9 protein-coding genes are annotated in these 17,927 nt (G+C 43.1%); 5 read left to right on the forward strand and 4 right to left on the reverse strand.

Translation table 11 applies throughout. The annotated features are described in order from the left end of the window. Positions 1-32 precede the first annotated feature (32 nt). The 5 genes from ACFFGT_RS11485 (at position 33) to ACFFGT_RS11505 (ending at position 7,265) form a co-directional block, all read left to right on the forward strand. Entirely contained in the window at positions 33-1,475 is a 1,443-nt protein-coding gene (locus ACFFGT_RS11485) for a beta-helix domain-containing protein (protein WP_377022672.1), read from the forward strand. A gap of 95 nt (positions 1,476-1,570) precedes the next feature. Continuing rightward, a complete protein-coding gene (locus ACFFGT_RS11490; RefSeq protein WP_377022673.1) occupies positions 1,571-2,260 on the forward strand; it encodes a helix-turn-helix domain-containing protein in 690 nt (229 codons plus the stop codon). Between the two features lie 96 nt (positions 2,261-2,356). Then, positions 2,357-2,896, forward strand: a complete 540-nt coding sequence (locus tag ACFFGT_RS11495; RefSeq protein ID WP_377022674.1) for a hypothetical protein — start codon at positions 2,357-2,359, stop codon at positions 2,894-2,896. Positions 2,897-3,170: 274 nt separating this feature from the next. Further along, on the forward strand, positions 3,171-4,946 hold the full coding sequence (locus ACFFGT_RS11500; RefSeq protein WP_377022675.1) for a glycoside hydrolase family 9 protein: 1,776 nt from the start codon (positions 3,171-3,173) through the stop codon (positions 4,944-4,946). Positions 4,947-4,979: 33 nt separating this feature from the next. Further along, positions 4,980-7,265 carry a glycoside hydrolase family 3 N-terminal domain-containing protein gene (locus tag ACFFGT_RS11505; protein WP_377022676.1) on the forward strand — a complete coding sequence of 762 codons (2,286 nt, stop codon included), beginning with the start codon at positions 4,980-4,982 and terminating at the stop codon, positions 7,263-7,265. Between the two features lie 193 nt (positions 7,266-7,458). On the opposite strand, the gene ACFFGT_RS11510 is transcribed toward ACFFGT_RS11505, so the two are convergent. The 4 genes from ACFFGT_RS11510 to mnmA all read right to left on the reverse strand — a co-directional run bounded on the left by ACFFGT_RS11510 (position 7,459) and on the right by mnmA (position 17,388). Next, positions 7,459-13,068, reverse strand: a complete 5,610-nt coding sequence (locus tag ACFFGT_RS11510) for an alpha-2-macroglobulin family protein (protein ID WP_377022677.1) — start codon at positions 13,066-13,068, stop codon at positions 7,459-7,461. Between the two features lie 66 nt (positions 13,069-13,134). Then, positions 13,135-13,539, reverse strand: a complete 405-nt coding sequence (locus ACFFGT_RS11515; RefSeq protein WP_377022678.1) for a hypothetical protein — start codon at positions 13,537-13,539, stop codon at positions 13,135-13,137. Positions 13,540-13,642: 103 nt separating this feature from the next. After that, entirely contained in the window at positions 13,643-16,036 is a 2,394-nt protein-coding gene (topA, locus tag ACFFGT_RS11520; protein WP_377022679.1) for a type I DNA topoisomerase, read from the reverse strand. Positions 16,037-16,299: 263 nt separating this feature from the next. Then, complete coding sequence (gene mnmA, locus ACFFGT_RS11525) at positions 16,300-17,388, reverse strand: tRNA 2-thiouridine(34) synthase MnmA (protein ID WP_377022680.1); 1,089 nt, start codon at positions 17,386-17,388, stop codon at positions 16,300-16,302. Positions 17,389-17,927 lie beyond the last annotated feature (539 nt).

Consider the following 17,927-nt stretch of genomic DNA (forward strand, 5'->3'; position numbering starts at 1 on the left):
TCAACTGATTCAAATCGAAAAAAAGCAAAATTATGAAAAAACAAGGATTATTATTAGCGTTTATTGTGGCTCTTTTTACGGCTGCATGCAGCAAGAAAGAAGCTGTTATTGACACTAATCCGCCAAAAGATACCACCAAAGTAAGTAACGTAGTTACGGTAACCGGTGATATTGCTACTAATACAACCTGGAAAGCTGATAAAATTTATTTATTAAAAGGGTTTGTTTACGTTACCAATGGCGCTACACTTACTATTGAGCCGGGAACACTGATTAAAGGCGAAAAATCAAGCAAAGCTGCTTTAACAATAACCCGTGGCGCTAAGATCATGGCCGTTGGCACTGCCGATAAACCTATTGTATTTACATCACAGTTTGATGCTGGTGCACGTTCAAACGGCGATTGGGGCGGTATCATCCTTTTAGGAAAAGCTCCTGTTAACCAGGGTGATAACGTGCCTATTGAAGGTGGCCTTGATGCTAAAGGTGATGCAGCAAAATATATCCAATACGGCGGTACTGATGTTAATGACAACTCAGGTACTTTGAAATATGTACGTATTGAGTATGCAGGTATTCCTTTTTCACCTGATAACGAAATTAATGGCTTAACCTTTGGTGGTGTTGGTAAAGGCACTACTATTGATTATGTTGAAGTTTACCGTTCAGGTGACGATGCTTTTGAGTGGTTTGGTGGTACTGTACAATGTAAACACCTTATTGCTATGGGCAGTTTAGATGATGATTTTGATACCGACTTTGGCTTTGCCGGTAAAATACAGTTTGGCTTAAGCCAGCGTTTTAAAACCATTGCCGATATCTCTGGTTCAAACAGCTTTGAAAGCGATAACGATGGTTCAGGTTCAGATAAAACACCGCAAACTTCGGTTGTTTTCTCAAACATGACCTTGTTAGGCCCATACACCAAAGCCGACGAAACTAACGTTAACGCCAACTATCAGCATGGTGCCCAAATCCGTCGTAACTCTGCTATAAGCTGCTTTAACTCGATTTTTTCTGGTTATGCTGAAGGTATCTATATCGACGATTCAAAAGTTACCACACCTGCTTCAACTTCAACAAACTATACTGCAGGCCGTTTAGTGTTTAAAAACAACCTGATTTTAGGCAGCAATAAAAAAGGTAACGAAGTTAAAGGTGAAAACAAAACCTTGTTTGAAGCTAAACTTAGGGCTGATAACGTATTTGATGCTACTAAATATGCTGATTTAGCTATCAACTCTCCGTTCAAATTTTCATCTGATTTTGCTAACGCAGGTACTCCTGACTTTACTGTAAAAGCAGGTTCAATTGCTGCTACAGGTGCTTTATATACCGATGCAAAATTAACCGATGCTTTCTTTGAGAAAGTTGATTACAAAGGTGCTTTTGGTTCAACCGACTGGACTGCAGGCTGGGCTAACTTTGATCCTCAAACAATGCCATATACAACACCTGGTGCTGTTAAAAAATAATTAAGCAATGCTTGTAAAAAGGTCTCTCAGTAACCTGGGAGGCCTTTTTATATTCATGAATATCAAGCTGTTTTTTAAGTTCCTATATCATATCTATGCTGTCATTAAAATCAAAATTTACTGAAACCGATAGTGAGCTGGCCCGGTTTGCCCGCATCCTCGCTCTCCCGGTAAGGGTTTATATAATCAGGATGATTATTGAAAATGGCAATTCTATCAGTAAAAAAGAGATTTGCAATGTGCCATTTGAAATGGAAAATATCCTGAAGCATATAGCCGAACTAAAAACGACAGGTATCATAAAGATAAGTGGAACAAAAGCCAATACAGTTTATAGCATAGATATTCCTTTGTTTAACAGGATGGTATCCCGTTTTTTTTCGTTGTTTGATAACTTAAACCATGCTGGGCAATTACCTGCTCTGTCTTTTACAGATCCTGAAGACAAGGGCAATGTTAATAAAATAGTACAGGAAACTTCAGGCAATCTCAGTTTTGGGGCGTTTATCAAAAAGCATCGCCTGGCATTGAAAATTTCGCAGGAGGAACTTGGACGTGAAACAAATATTGACCGTGCTGAACTAAGCCGGATTGAATGTGGAAAGAAAAGTCCGGCCCCGGAAAAGCTAATGATTTTATCTAAAGCACTTGGTATTGAACTGGACAACCTTACCAAAGAGTACTATAGCTCCCGGATAGTGAATATGGTTGAAGAAAGTGGTTTCAGCGATGTAATATTGAAAAATGTATTAACCAGGCTGAACTATTTTTTACCTGCGGTTTAAGATCGTTCAATGTGTGCGGTTAATGAAAATTTAATATAGTTTATTGTAGCACAGTTGGTTGTATATACGTATTGTTTAGTATAAATAACCTTTAATATGAGATCAAAACTTATCCTGTCATTACTGTTGCTTGGCAGCATCACAATCCTTAACTCTTGCAGCAAGCAAAAAGGCGAAAAAGCTGAACCAGCTATCGACGATAAAAATTTAACCACCTGTGTTACAGGTTCGGGTTGTAGCTTTTTGTTTACAGAGCAAGCCGATTTTGAGGGATATAACACTCTTAAGCCTGGTACATACCGCGTGTTTTGGAGCACCCAGCAAACATCTGGCATAACAACTACTTTATATATCAAGACTCCCATGCCGGGTAAAAGTTTTTCACTTACAAAAACTGACATACTTGCCGGCAAGATCCAGTTTAATCGATCATGCCCAACATGTTTCATGTATGAGGCCCCATTTAAACCTGTAGATGGCTATGTTAAAGGTATAAATACCACTCCTAATAACCGGGCCGATCAAACTAAATGGTTGGTAGAGGCAAAGATATTTTTGCAGGCCGAAGGTAATCCCGGATTAAAAGATACGGTTTTTGTTAAGCAGTACTTTTATCCAAATTTTGTGATTAATTAACTGTGGTTGCCTGTTGATGGGTAAGGAATATATAAGCGGAGAGATTAAAGAGTAAATGGAGTTATTGTACTTAATTTGAAGGTACACTGTACAAAAGGTGAACTGGAATAGATTGCAAATACAATCGATTGTATATTTAGTATTATACTTTAGCTTATAATTGACAGAATAGTATTATACTTATTGTACAACGTACACCTATATTTATCTGCCATTTATACATCCGTTATCTGTTTAAACGCAGGTTTCGGGTGTTTCCTAAAATTCAGGGCAGATGAAAAAGTACCTCTTTACATCATTTAGCAAATCTTTATTTGCGCTATTGCTGATCGGAAGTAGTGCTTCGGCACAGCAAAGCGATACAACTTCAAAACCTATCCGCCTTAACCAAATAGGTTTTTATCCTGTAGCCGTCAAAAGAGCTATTGTTTTAAGTGATAAAGAGGGTGACTTTTTTATCCAGACCATCCAAAGGCAAACTGTATTTACCGGAAAGCTGAAAACTTCATTAAAGCCAAACTTTGCCGGGCACGTGGTTCAGTCTGCTGATTTTAGCGCGTTTACAAAGCCGGGCAGATATATACTTTACGTTCCGTCGGTAGGTTATTCTTATCCTTTTGAAGTTAAAGCCTCTGTTCATAAAGCTGTGGCATCAGCCTCCATCAAAGCTTACTATTTTATGCGTTCGGGCACGCCATTGCCCGAAAAATATGCCGGTAAATGGCATAGGGCAGGAGGGCATCCCGATACTGTTGTGCTGATCCATCCATCTGCTGCAAATGAGGGACGCAAGGCTGGTTCAGTGATCTCATCGCCCAAAGGGTGGTATGATGCCGGCGATTACAACAAGTATATCGTAAACAGTGGTATTACTACAAGCACGCTGCTTTCTTTATACGAGGATTTTCCTGTTTATATGAAAACCGTTAAGCTTAATATCCCCGAAAGCAATAACAGGATCCCTGATGTTTTGGACGAGGTGCTTTGGAACCTTCGCTGGATGCTTACCATGCAGGACCCTGCCGATGGTGGCGTATACCACAAGCTTACCAATGCCGCTTTCGATAAGTTTGAAATGCCTGATAAAGATCCATCGCCACGCTATGTAGTACAAAAAGGTACGGCAGCCACACTTGATTTTGCCGCTGTTATGGCACAGGCCTCCCGCATCTTCAAACAATATCCGCATGAATTGCCGGGCTTAGCCGATTCATGTTTAACGGCTGCTCAAAAAGCCTGGGGCTGGGCCCTTAAAAATCCGGAAGTGGCCTACCGGCAGGATGAAATGAATAAGAAGTTCGAGCCGAAGATCACTACAGGTGCTTATGGCGATAATAACTTTACCGATGAGTTTATCTGGGCTGCATCAGAGTTGGTGGCTACTACTGGTAGCGTGGACTATCTTAAAAATATCAGCCTTTTAGCTGATAACCGGATGCCGGTGCCAACATGGTCGCAGGTTAGGTTGCTCGGTTATTATACATTGATCAAAAATGATATTACAGAGAAAGCCATACCGGAGATGACAGAGATCAGGAAACGGCTGATCAGCACTGCCGATGATATGATCAGCGGAGTTGATTCCAATGCCTACCAAACGGTCATGACTAAATCCGTAAGGCATTTTGGCTGGGGCAGTACATCCGAGGCTGCAAATGAAGGTATTCTGCTCATCCAGGCTTATAAATTATCTCACAATAAAAAATACCTGGATTATGCCTTGGCTAATCTGGACTATCTGCTTGGGCGCAATGGCACAGGCTATTCCTTTGTTACCGGTTATGGAACTAAAACGCCGATGCATCCTCACCACAGGCCATCTGCGGCTGATGGAGTAGTTGATCCCGTACCTGGTTTACTGGTTGGTGGCTCAAACCCCGGTATGCAGGATGGTATTAAAGTGCCATCAAAAGTACCCGATGAAGCTTATATCGACGATGAGCGGGCTTATGCCGCTAATGAAATTGCTATAAACTGGAATGCCCCGCTGGCCTATCTGGCTAACGCGATAGAGGCTTTACAGCTCGAATTAGGTAGTAATAAGAAATAGGAATCAACTAAATAAACATAAAACTCTCACAACATGAAAAAGATTTACATTACTGTACTGGGGCTCGCATTACTCAACGGGTTATGCTGTACCGTGCAAGCTCAAAAGAAGGTGGCAGCCACTGGCCCTATAGATAAAAAGGTTGACGCCCTGATAGCTAAAATGACGCTTGAAGAAAAGGTAGGGCAAATGACCGAGGTAACTTCCGATGTTGTTTCCAAAACCGGAGGCGGTGCTCATGAACTTGATCCTGATAAGCTGAAAGAGGCCATCATGAAATATCATGTAGGTTCGATATTGAATGTTACCGGAACTGCCTATGAGCGCAGCCATTGGTACGATGTGATCTCACAGATCCAGAAAGCTGCCGACCAGGACCGCCTGAAAATTCCTGTTATTTATGGTATCGATGCTATCCACGGTGTTACCTATACGGTTGGCAGTACTTTATTCCCGCAGGAAATAGCTTTGGCAGCAACTTTTAATAAAAGCCTTGCACATAAAATGGGGGAGATCACCGCCTATGAAACCCGTGCAAGCTATATCCCATGGAATTATTCGCCGGTACTGGATCTGGGCCGGTCGGCATTGTGGCCGCGTATTTACGAAACCCTTGGCGAAGATCCATATGTGGTGAAAACCATGGGGGCCGAAATCATAAAAGGCTACCAGGGCAATGATGTGGGCGATAAATACCATGTTGCCGCCTGTATGAAACATTATCTTGGCTACAGTTTCCCGCTGAGCGGAAAAGACCGCACCCCTTCATGGATCCCCGACCGTTACATGCGCGAATATTTCCTGCCATCCTTTGCCGAAGCCGTTAAAGCAGGAGCGAAGACATTGATGATCAATTCGGGCGAAATAAACGGTGTGCCTGTTCATGCCAGCAAATACCTGCTAACCGATGTGTTGCGGGGCGAATTGCATTTTGATGGTATTGCCGTAACCGACTGGCGCGATATCCAGTACCTGCATGACCGTCATCACATAGCCGCAACTCAAAAAGATGCCGTAATGATTGCTGTAAATGCAGGGGTTGATATGAGCATGGTACCTTATGATTACACCTTTTATACCTACCTTATTGAACTTGTAAAAGAAGGCAAAGTATCCATGGCCCGTATTAATGAAGCCGTACACCGTATTTTAAAGGTTAAATATGAGCTTGGTTTATTTGAACGCCCGGTAGGTAACCCCGATGATTATCCAAAATTTGGATCGGATGAGTTTAAGCAGGCCAGTATCCAGGCGGCTAATGAGGCTATTACTTTGTTAAAGAACAATAACCATGTACTTCCGCTTAAAAAGGATCTGAAAATACTGGTAACCGGCCCAACGGCAAATACCATGCGCTCATTGGATGGTGGCTGGAGCTATACCTGGCAAGGCGATTTGTCGGATAAGTTTGCAGCCGGGAAGAACACTATATTGGAAGCTATTCAACAAAAAATAGGGAAGGATAATGTGAGTTATGAAGCCGGTGCAGCTTTCGATAGCCTGCAAAATATAGATGAAGCGGTGAAAGCAGCTAAAAAGGCCGATGCCATAGTGCTTTGCCTGGGCGAACTTTCCTATACCGAAAACGTAGGTAATATTGACGATCTGAACCTTCCTGCAGCACAAACTCAATTGGCTTTGGAGCTGGCCAAAACCGGTAAACCGGTGATCCTGGTATTGGCCGAAGGCCGTCCGCGAATTGTTACCGATGCCGAAAGTAAATCGGCCGCCACCATTATGGCCTATTTGTCGGGCAACGAAGGAGGGGATGCTATTGCCGGTGTCTTGTTTGGCGATGTAAATCCATCAGGCCGTTTATCCATTACTTATCCGCGTTACACCAATGCATTGGTGAATTACTATCGCAAGAATTTAGAGAACGGTAATCCCGATGATAAACATGGCTATAATCCTTTATATGAATTTGGTTACGGCCTCAGCTACACTACATTTAGCTACAATAACCTGCACATCAGCAAACCTGAACTTAAGGATAATGAAACACTGACCATATCTGTAGATGTTAAAAATACCGGCCAACTGGAAGGTAAAGAATCGGTACTGTTATACATCAGCCAGCTTTACGCGAGCATCGCCCCCGATACCAAACGTCTGCGTGCTTTTGATAAGATCAGCCTGAAACCCGGCGAAACTAAAACGATTACTTTTAAAATAACCCCGAAAGATTTGGCCTTTGTGAACGATGTAAGCAAAACCGTAACCGAAGCAGGCGAGTTCAAGATCCAGCTTGGCGATCAAACACAAAGTTTTAACTATGTATCTGCAAAAGATCAGCCTTCAAGAACTGGCAGGTTGTAGGGTTTTATTAACGTTATAAATAAAAAGCGTTTTTTTATCATGTCATTGCGAGCGCAGCGTGGCAATCGCATACTATACAGGGCGGCTATGCTTCCGTGCGATTGCCACGCTGCGCTCGCAATGACATGATTTAATTCATATTAATCCTTGCGCTTGTTAAAAACGAGCGCAAGGATTAATATGAATTTATAGCCTATTTTACCACCTCAACCCATTGCCCTTTCAGCAAACTGCTGATCTGGTTATTATACATAGCCTCGCAATAAACCGCCGGGAGATAGTATTTACCGGTGTATGCCGCATTAAGCATCACATAATAAGTCGATTCCTGACCTTCGTATAAGCTGAAATATGTATTTACCCTGTCGTCACGGATATCACGATAATCAGATGGTGATGACTTAAATGCTTCGTCCCCAAGCAGGCGGGTATTCAATATTTCCCAACCCGAAGGGAAGATCTGGGTTAGGGCCAGGTTATCATACCTGCCGCGTTTGCCCGGGTTTTTGATATTTACCTGTGCAACAAAATCAGTTCCCTGTTTTAATGACGATGGGTCTATCGGTTTGCCTTTAAGTGAGAAATAGCCAACCCGCATCTGTAATACATCAGGATTAATAATTGATTGGGTATCCTGTCCTGATGATGGCTGTCCTTTTTGTATTAGCCTAATGTACAGCTTATTATTGCTGTTATTCTTGAGGTATACTTTACCTCCATTACCTGCCAATGCTCCCTGCCACAGGTACGAGGCTGTGCTTATGGTTGCTTTGGCGCTGCCTGCCGCATAGTTAAATTCAAGCTTGCCCGCAGGTTTGTTTTGCCCGTAGAATTGAGCCAGCGCTATCAGCGAGTATGCTGTTGTTTGGGTGCTGTACCAGTCATCCTGCGATAGACGGGCAGCAACTGTATGTACCATGCCGGCTGCTTTTTGTTTTTGGCCAAGCAGGGTAAGGGTTTCCAGTATCATAGCCTGATCCCTTAAGTCGGAGCCATAGGTGCCGAACAGGCTGTTGTACGGTTTAACAGTAGTTGATAATTTAGCTATCATCCTGAGGCCAACTTCGGGCTGCCCGGCAAGTTTATAAGCTGCGGCAAGTCGCCATGCGGCTGCGTCACTCAAGAGCGCAAACTCACGCAGGCGGTTCATCGCACCCATTTCGGGCGAGCGGGCGAGGGCCAGCAGGTATAAACGATAGGCCTGGGTAAGGTCATCTTCGTAATAATATGGCTGCTTACGTGGTGCCCAGGTTAGTGCTTTTTCTTTCTGGTATTTTTTCCAGCGGTCAATAAAGCCTATCGGCATGCTGAAGCCTTTTGCTTGTGCAGCTAACATGAAGTGCCCGGCGTAATTGGTTCCCCATTCATCGGCTTCGCCACCATACAGCCAGTAACTTAAGCCGCCACCCTGTACCTGGAAGCCGTTAAGCCGGTTAATGGTAGCTTTGATATTACGATCTGTTTCGGCCCTTTGTTTAGGTGAAAGGTCAAGCAGCTGGTTCAGATATAACTGAGGAAATGCCGATGATGTGGTTTGTTCCACACAGCCATGCGGGTATTCTATCAGGTAATCTAAACGTTTCGAAAGGTTCAGCGGCGGGATATAAGCTACCTCAAGCGTAGCTTTATTGGTGCCGTTTATACCAACAGGCTGATAATCGGTGTTCCATACTTCGCCCGGTGCAAGCTCTTTTTGCAGGATTCGGGTAACTGGCGGATTAGGGTTACGTACATTAAGCTCAACATCATAAGCTGCTGTTTCCGAACCACTTTTAGCTATTATTTTTACTTTACCTACGCCAACAAAATCCTTCACGTTCAAGTCGAAGGTTACCATTTGGTCGCCGGGCTTATCAAAGGTCAGCGTTTTTTGATTATTGCCGCCAAGATTACTGAAGGCATTGCTCTGTACCTGTATGCTAACAGATTTGATATTGTTTTCCATAGCAAATACAGTAACCGGCAACTGGATACTTTCAGATGGGCCAAGTACGCGAGGCAGGGTAGCCAGGATCATTAGCGGTTTCTTAACTGCCACGGCCTTTTCGGCAATGCCATAAGCGCCATTGTGCCCGGCTACTATCATGGCTTTGACAGAACCTACGTATTGTGGCAATATAAAGCGCTGTGTTTGCTTTTCGCCTGCATTGAGGTGAAAAGGTCCAAGGAATTTTACAACAGGTTTAAAACGGTTTACAGATACGTTTTTGTTGTTACCTAAGTTCCCATCACCACCAATACTTAAAATCCGCTCCAGACCGCCGCCAAAGGCACCTATCACATAGTCGAACAAATCCCAGGTTTTTACACCAAGTGCTTCACGCGCATAAAAGGTATCATGCGGATCGGGCGTTTTGTAATTGGTGATATCCAGCAAGCCTTCATCAACAATGGCAATGGTATAGGTCATTTCCTTACCCGATGCTTCTGATACAGTAATGGCCGATTGTGTTTCGGGCCTGATCTTATCAGGCATACTGATAAGAGGTTTCAGGATCGTTTCAGGATTTTCAACCGACAGTGGGATAGCCCCATACATGCGGATGGGCAGGTCATTAACCGTTTGTGAATGTTTTTGCAGCAGCGTAACGTTTACAAAAACGTTAGGGGCCATGCTTTCATCAACCGTAAATGTGTAGCGGGTTTGTCCCTTTTTGGTATCTATCCAGGTGGTTTTTAAAACCTTGCTGCCGTTTTCAAAACTGATCAGCGCACGACCGGCTTCGCCCGTAGGAATGGTCAGAGTAGCCTCATCGCCAACTTTATAAGCAGGTTTATCTGAAGTGAATGATAACATTGCCGCCTCGGTAGGATTAGTTGATTGCAGCCTTTCCGACCAGTTTGGCCAATCAACATAAATGATTTTGCCGGTTGAGTGGCCGGTTTGTTCATCTTTCACTTTAATGAGGTACCGGCCCCAGTCGGCTTTGTTGATATGCAGTTTCCATTTACCTGCGCCATTGGTCAGCTTTACAGTTTCGGTTTTAATGAGCTTATTGTATTTGTCCTGGGTGAAGTTGCTCATTTCATTACCGGTTTGGTCCCACCACCAGCGCCACTGTACTTTGTAAAGTTCAACCTGTACATCGCGGCTTCCCGGCAGGGCATTTCCGTTAACATCCACATCGGCAATATCAACCATATGGTCTTTATCGGTAACCAGCATGCCCGACAGGTCGCTGCCTTCAGGCGTTTTAACCCCTACATAGCCGGGATAAACATTATAAGGCATACTTACCTGGTTTATGCTAAAGTTGCCGCCCGGTTCAAATACCTTAACAAGGAAGTTTGCACGGAGCTGGCCTGGAGCCTGTTTCTCCACGTTTACATTGGCATCAACATCGGCCATGCCGGTTTCGCTCAGTTTGCCGTCAAAAACGGTTTGTACCTGGGTGTTAAAGGCAAGGGTAGGATCGTCAAAAACATAATCCTTATATTTTTTGAAGCTGGTGTTTTGTGCTGACAGATAAGCATCAACCTTAGCTTTTAAGTTTTGTGCTGCGCCGCCAAAAAGCCATTGTGCGCTTAGTTTGCCATTAGCATTGTTGCCCTTGGTTAGTTCGGCAGCTCCGCCAAAGGAAAGACTAAGCTTAAGCCTGTTAGGCATGATGGTTTCAACCTTTATCTTTTTCTCAAAGGTAGCGCCGCCCACTTTAACCTTGGCAGTCCAGTTGCCGGTAGGGGATGAGGTTTCTGTTGCAGTATGGAAACTGTAAAATCCATCCAAACTTTTGGTTTGGGTAATGCGCCTGTATAGCTTATCACTCGGATCATACAGTTCAAATTCAACCGGATGATCGGCGGGAAGGGTTTTCAATTTATCTTCCAAAATAAATGAAGTGTAAATGGAATCACCGGGACGCCAAACGCCACGTTCGCCATAAAGAAAACCTTTGAGGCCGTTCTGTACTTCTTCGCCGCCAACGTTAAACCTTGATAAAGGCAATGAACTGCCGTCGTCCAGTTTTAAATAGCCGCGTTGTACGCCCTTTTTGGCTACCAGCAGGTAAGGCTTCCGTTTCAGGTCGAATTTAGCAAGCCCGTCTCCATCAGTAGTGGTTTTGTAGATTACCTGTTTTTGATAATCAAGTAATTCCAGATCCACTTTATCCATAGGCTGGGCACTCAGAATATCGGTAACCGCTACCAGCATGCTGTTATCGTTGCCGCGTTTGGCAATGAGACCAATATTTGATGCTATGATGTTGCGGGTTGCCCAGCGCTGTTTGCTGTAATATGATTCGGAGCAGGCATCATCACGCTCCTGCCAGTTGTAACCTTCGGGATAATAATTATCATAGCGTTTCCAAAAATCATCGTCCTCGTCATTTACCTTTGAGGTATTATCGCTGTATTCGCCGCCATAGTAGCCACCTTCTTCATCGTCATCGCCGTTATCTTTTTTAACCTTGCCACTGTATACTTTACAGTTAAAGAGTGAGTATGACCGCCTGAAACCGATCACCACGCGATAGATAGCACCGGGTTCGGTACGGATCATCTGATCGAGATCAAGCATAAAACGGTTTTTCTTGCTCAGGTTAAGCCCTTTATCGGTATCCAGCCGGATAGTTTTTTGCACGATAGGTTTGCCAACCTGCCTTAATTCGGCACTGCCGTCAAAGCCATTGCTCTGAAAATATTGAGGCACATTGTTTTCGTAGATCTTGATGATGGTAACATCCACCGCATTGAGGTTAACCGCCTCAAAAGGCATCATGATCCGGCCCGAATCGGGGAGGATCACACCCTTGCCGGGGATGGTAACGGCAGGCAGGCGATTTTCAAAAAACAAATTGGCAGTATAACCCTTGGTGATCCTTTTCAAAAGCGTGTTCTTCACACCTTCGTTTACGGATACCGTATAATCACCCTGCAGGCGATCAGGGGCATAAACTTTCACCAGGCTGCCATCAATACTGTAGGCAGGATCGGATATGTTATTGATTGTGATAAGACCGTTAAGTTCCTGGCCAACCAGGATATTATCCGAAAACTGTACTTCAACATATTGATCATTATCCTGCACGGCACGAATATTCAGTACCTTAAAGTCGCCAATGGCAGGCACCTCAAAATTCTGACTGCCTTTTTTATCAACGCCTATGCTGCTGCCGTCCCAGTTAATGGTAAGCGGGTTGGCTTTGCCTGCAATGCGGGTTAAGCCGGTAATAGTAAAGTGATGATTTTTATGGGCAGCATCGTGTTCCCAGTTGATTTTTACCGGTGATGTATAGTTGGGGAGGAGCAGCTTATCAACAGCCGATGGGTCTTCGGCATCAGCAGTTTGTACATCGCCGGTCATTTTCATTTCGGCGTTTGATGTGCTGCTGGCGGTTTGCATACCCACAAACGAAACTGTAAAATCAGGTTGAATAACCTGGAAACTAAATTTGAAATGCTCAAAATGGCCTGGCACTTCAATAAGTTTGCTCAATTTAAAATCGGCCGTATAGTTTTTACCCGGATCGAGTTTTTCATCCGGCCTGAATTCGATGGTGCGGGCATCCGTCCAGATTGCCTTTCCTTTTATGGATGGAGAGAAGTTGAAAAGATCTTCAGTTATTTCCTCATTTTGCTGATGGGTTACCTGCACATCACTGGCCAGCCTGATACGGATAGGGCTTTGTTTGGAAACAACACCTGTGGTGTACGACTCGATATACTTGCTGAAAGCAGGATCAACTACTGTTTTTTTGTGGCCGCTGGCTACCAGGTATACGATGAGTAAAACAAGGGCAATGGTGGTGACAACAGTGATTAAGGTTCGGCGTTTGCGGAATTGACTATATCCGTTTTCCATGAAATAGGTTTATTTATTATCAGGTAAATTATGAAATTTATGACAATAAATAATTTAAAGAGAAAATTATTTTATCATAACTCCGGGCTTGTTTAAAACCGGGATCCTGATAAAATTCATCTCCACAATACTTTCAGGAAGGAAAATAAACTTCTTGTCGAAAATGTCTTTGCCGATGTAATAGCTTAGCCAAAACTCATTATTAAGGCCGAAGGTTTGTTCGTCAATAGGTTCAATAAGCTTATAAGCTTTGCTATCAACAACAGGGATCATATGCCTCAGCACAGAGGTTTTTACCTGTTCGCCATCTTTTTCGCCGTAACCTTTCGATGTGATGAGCACGTTTTCTATCGGCTCATTTTTAAGATTGATGAGATACACATACCATACCTTACTTTCCGCAGTCTCGCTCTCCAGTGCTACTGCAATAGCAATATCCTTTACATTATTTTCGGGCAGGTCTTTTTTCATTTGTTTGGTTGATTGGGTTGATTAGGTTGATTAGGTGAGAAGTTTCGCTTATTTAAAGCATCTTTAGAAAACCGCTCACCTAATCAACTTAATCAACCATTCACTACTTCTTTTTTGGCGCCGCTTTTTTCTTAGCCGGTGCTTTTGTTGCAGCAGGCTTGGCCGATGCGGCAGCTTTACCAAAGCGTCCTTTTTTTGCATCCTTCGGTGTTGCATCGGCAAGTGCCTTGCATTCTGCGTAGGTAAGGGTTAAAGGATCTTTATCTTTAGGGATTTTAACGTTCAGTTTGCCAAATTCAATATATGGGCCCCAACGACCGTTCAATACTTTTACTTCCGGATCTTCATCAAAAGATTTGATCAGCTTTTCAGCATCTTTTTTACGTTTCAGATTAATGAGCTCAATGGCTTGTTCCTCAGTAACATCATGTGGGTCAATCTCTTTAGGTAAAGATACAAAAGCGCTGTTATGACTGATATAAGGCCCGAAACGGCCGATGGCCACTTTCATTACCTTGCCTTCATATTCGCCCACCACTTTAGGTAATTTAAACAGTTCAAGCGCTTCCTCCATGCTGATGGTTTCGATGCTCTGGCCACTGCGAAGGCTCGCATAAAGCGGTTTCTCTTCGTTTTCTTCAGTAGCGCTTTCACCTACCTGCACAAATGGCCCGAAACGGCCAATCCGCACAGAAACTTTCTTTCCGTTTTCCGGGTGGGCTCCTAATTCACGCTCGCCGGTGGCTTTGTCGGCTTTCTCAATAGTGCTTTCAACTTCTTTATGGAAAGGGTTGTAAAAGTCATGGAGCATATCTGTCCATTCTTTAAGGCCCTGTGCTATCTCGTCAAATTGTTTTTCAACACTGGCTGTAAAATTAAAGTCAACGATGTCCTTGAAGTATTGTACCAGGAAATCGTTCACAACAGCACCGATATCAGTTGGGAACAGTTTGCCGCGTTCGGCACCGGTATTCTCTGTTTTTTCTTCTTTAACAATACTTCCTGCTTTCAGTGTTAACACCCTGAAATTACGTTGCTTACCCTCACGTTCTTCCTTAACTACATAACCACGGTTTTGAATGGTGGAGATAGTAGGAGCGTAGGTTGACGGGCGACCGATACCCAGCTCTTCCAGTTTTTTCACCAGGCTTGCCTCTGTATAACGGGCTGCAGGGCGCGAAAAGCGTTCTGTTGCCGACATTTCCTGCAAAGCCAAACGCTGATCCTTGGTTAGTGGCGGCAGCATGGCATTTTCACCGTCCTGTTGTGGCTCGTCCTCATCATCCTTTGATTCGAGGTAAACTTTCAGGAAGCCATCAAATTTCATTACTTCGCCGTTGGCAACCAAATCTTCACTACGAGTTGAGATACTAATCTTTGCGGTGGTTTTCTCAAACTGGGCTTCGCTCATTTGCGACGCGATGGCACGTTTCCAGATCAACTCATATAAACGCTTCTCAGCCGATTCGCCATCGATAGAATGGTTGTTGAAATAGGTAGGCCTGATTGCCTCATGCGCTTCCTGTGCGCTGGCATTCTTAGTTTTATATCTCCTTTGCTGATGGTATTTTTCGCCATAGGCTGATACGATCTCGCTTGCGGCTGAATTTAAAGCCAGTTCGGAGAGGTTGACCGAGTCGGTACGCATATAGGTAATATATCCCGATTCGTAAAGCCTTTGTGCAACCTGCATGGTACGTGCTACCGAATAGCCAAGCTTGCGGCTGGCTTCCTGCTGCAGGGTTGAAGTAGTGAACGGTGCGGCGGGCGAACGCTTTGTTGGCCGCGTATCTAACGATTTTACATCAAAGTCGGCAGCAATACAATCCTGTAAAAACTTTTCAGCGTCGTCCTGTTTTGCAAAACGTTCGGGCAGTTCGGCTTTGAATGCCTCTTTGCCCTTGCCAAATATGGCTACTATTTTAAATGCTGCTTCTGATTTAAACTTATTGATCTCGCGCTCACGATCTACAATAAGCCTTACTGCAACTGATTGTACCCGACCAGCAGAAAGTGATGGTTTTACTTTTTTCCACAGAACAGGGGAGAGCTCAAAACCTACAAGCCTGTCTAAAACACGGCGGGCCTGCTGGGCATTAACCAGGTTATAGTCAATTTTACGTGGTGTATCTATTGCTTTTAAAATGGCCGGTTTAGTGATCTCATGAAAAACGATCCGCTTGGTGCTTGCTTCTTTCAGATCCAATGTTTCAAACAAATGCCAGGAAATGGCCTCACCCTCGCGATCCTCGTCCGATGCAAGCCAAACCATTTCGGCTTCCTTAGCTAACTTCTTTAATTCGCTAACTACCTGCTTTTTATCAGCAGGTACTTCATACTTTTGTTTAAAGTTATTAGCTATGTCAATTGCATCTTCCGACTTAACAAGATCACGGATATGCCCATAGCTCGACTTTACTGTAAAGTCCTTACCAAGGTAACCCTCAATGGTCTTAGCTTTCGCCGGTGATTCAACTATTAGTAAGTTTTTGGCCATTTAATCAGTTTTAGTTTTTGCAAATAAAACATAAAGTAAGCGAAACACCAATTAGTTTTTTAATTGTTGTTATGTTGGAAAGTTAAAAGGTTGTAATGTTAAAGCCAATTTGTTATAAAATTGGAAGAACAAAAGGCTGTCAGATTGAAAGATTGTTAATGTTTTGATACAAAAGAAGATCACATTTATATCCGTAAAGTTTAAATGCCAGGGAAAATGTTAACCTTACAACATTTAAACTTTACAACAAATAACATACTACACTACATCAGGAAACCGCCGCCAAGCAGGTCATCCCCTTCATAAAATACAGCCGACTGGCCCGGCGCTATGCCTGATACATTATGATGGAAATCAACTTTCATGTGTTCACCCATTTGAAGAATACTACTTTGAGCACCTGCATCCTTGTAACGTATTTTGGTAATAGCTTCAAGCGGCTCATTTATAGTTTCATATTTAATGAGGTTGAGATTTCTTACCCAGGCTTGTTTGCGTTCAAGCTCATCAGCGGTGCCTAAAACAACGGTATTTGTTTTTGGATCGATATGTGTTACAAACATAGGATGACCTAATGCTACGCCCAAACCTTTACGCTGGCCGATGGTATAAAAAGGATAGCCCTGGTGTTTACCTACTACTGTACCATTAGTAAGCACAAAGTTGCCCTGGCCTATGCGTTCGTCAAGGTCTTCAACTTTATGACGCAGAAACGAGCGGTAGTCGTTATCTGGTACAAAGCAGATTTCGTAGCTTTCACTTTTACCGGCGAGTTCAATTTGCCCCATATCAAGCGCCATTTGCCTGATCTCGGGTTTTGAAAAACTGCCCAAAGGGAATTTTGTACGCGCAAGGTTTTTTTGAGATACGCCCCACAATACATATGATTGATCTTTATTGGCATCCTTACCTTTTGATATGACATAACGGCCATTATCCTGCAAACGGATGTTGGCGTAGTGCCCCGTGGCTATAAATTCGCAATCGAGTTTATCTGCACGTTTCAGCAATGCTTCCCATTTAATATGGGTGTTGCATAAAACGCATGGGTTAGGGGTACGGCCTGCCAAATACTCATCGACAAAATTATCGATCACAAAATCACCAAACTCATTGCGGATATCTAATATATAGTGAGGGAACCCATAGCCAACAGCCAAAGCACGCGCATCATTGATGCTGTCCAAACTGCAGCAGCCGGTTTCTTTTGAACTGCCGCCCGATGAGGCATAGTCCCAGGTTTTCATGGTTAAACCAATTACCTCATAGCCCTGCTCATGCAGCATCACTGCTGCTACCGAACTATCAACCCCGCCGCTCATTGCCACTAATATCCTGCCATGCTTACTCATAATGCCGCAAAGATACCTATTTGATTTTTATGTTAACATATGCTTAGTCAGTATAGGGTAAAATGTACGAACCTGGCCGTGATTTTGGCTTTAATTTATAGTTAATATATGTTGTTATTCAGTTTATTGCATGGGTTATATTAAGTATAACTCCGAGATTAACATAGTAAAAATCGAAGATTATTATTGCTTTTATATCTTCATTTTACTATTATAAACCTCATTGTTTCTTTAATATGAGTTAAATGTTTTAACGGCTATATCCTTAACATCATATTAATATTGAATAATAAGCGAAAGAATTTTGATATGCTTAGTGTAAAAAGGACTGGTTGAAGAAAAGAAATAAACGGGCGTTTAAGCAGTGGATTTTGCTATAAAAAGTGCATTTGTAACAGGTGTAAGTGATACACTAATTTCAAAGTTAAAACACATTTGTTGCTAAAATTTTAAATAATAAATGTAGGGCTGACTATTATAAAAACAAGCAACATTATTTATTAAAAATAATGTAAAAATGATACTGCCTATTGTAACAG

The sequence above is a fragment of the Mucilaginibacter angelicae genome (assembly GCF_042434235.1).
GTDB lineage: Bacteria > Bacteroidota > Bacteroidia > Sphingobacteriales > Sphingobacteriaceae > Mucilaginibacter > Mucilaginibacter angelicae.

What these genes read in the sequence shown, in the direction of transcription:
- ACFFGT_RS11495 (WP_377022674.1), top strand. Translation starts at nt 2,357, where the DNA reads ATGAGATCAAAACTTATCCTGTCATTACTGTTGCTTGGCAGCATCACA.
- ACFFGT_RS11515 (WP_377022678.1), bottom strand. Translation starts at nt 13,539, where the DNA reads ATGAAAAAAGACCTGCCCGAAAATAATGTAAAGGATATTGCTATTGCA.
- ACFFGT_RS11505 (WP_377022676.1), top strand. Translation starts at nt 4,980, where the DNA reads ATGAAAAAGATTTACATTACTGTACTGGGGCTCGCATTACTCAACGGG.
- topA (WP_377022679.1), bottom strand. Translation starts at nt 16,036, where the DNA reads ATGGCCAAAAACTTACTAATAGTTGAATCACCGGCGAAAGCTAAGACC.
- ACFFGT_RS11500 (WP_377022675.1), top strand. Translation starts at nt 3,171, where the DNA reads ATGAAAAAGTACCTCTTTACATCATTTAGCAAATCTTTATTTGCGCTA.
- mnmA (WP_377022680.1), bottom strand. Translation starts at nt 17,388, where the DNA reads ATGAGTAAGCATGGCAGGATATTAGTGGCAATGAGCGGCGGGGTTGAT.
- ACFFGT_RS11490 (WP_377022673.1), top strand. Translation starts at nt 1,571, where the DNA reads ATGCTGTCATTAAAATCAAAATTTACTGAAACCGATAGTGAGCTGGCC.
- ACFFGT_RS11485 (WP_377022672.1), top strand. Translation starts at nt 33, where the DNA reads ATGAAAAAACAAGGATTATTATTAGCGTTTATTGTGGCTCTTTTTACG.
- ACFFGT_RS11510 (WP_377022677.1), bottom strand. Translation starts at nt 13,068, where the DNA reads ATGGAAAACGGATATAGTCAATTCCGCAAACGCCGAACCTTAATCACT.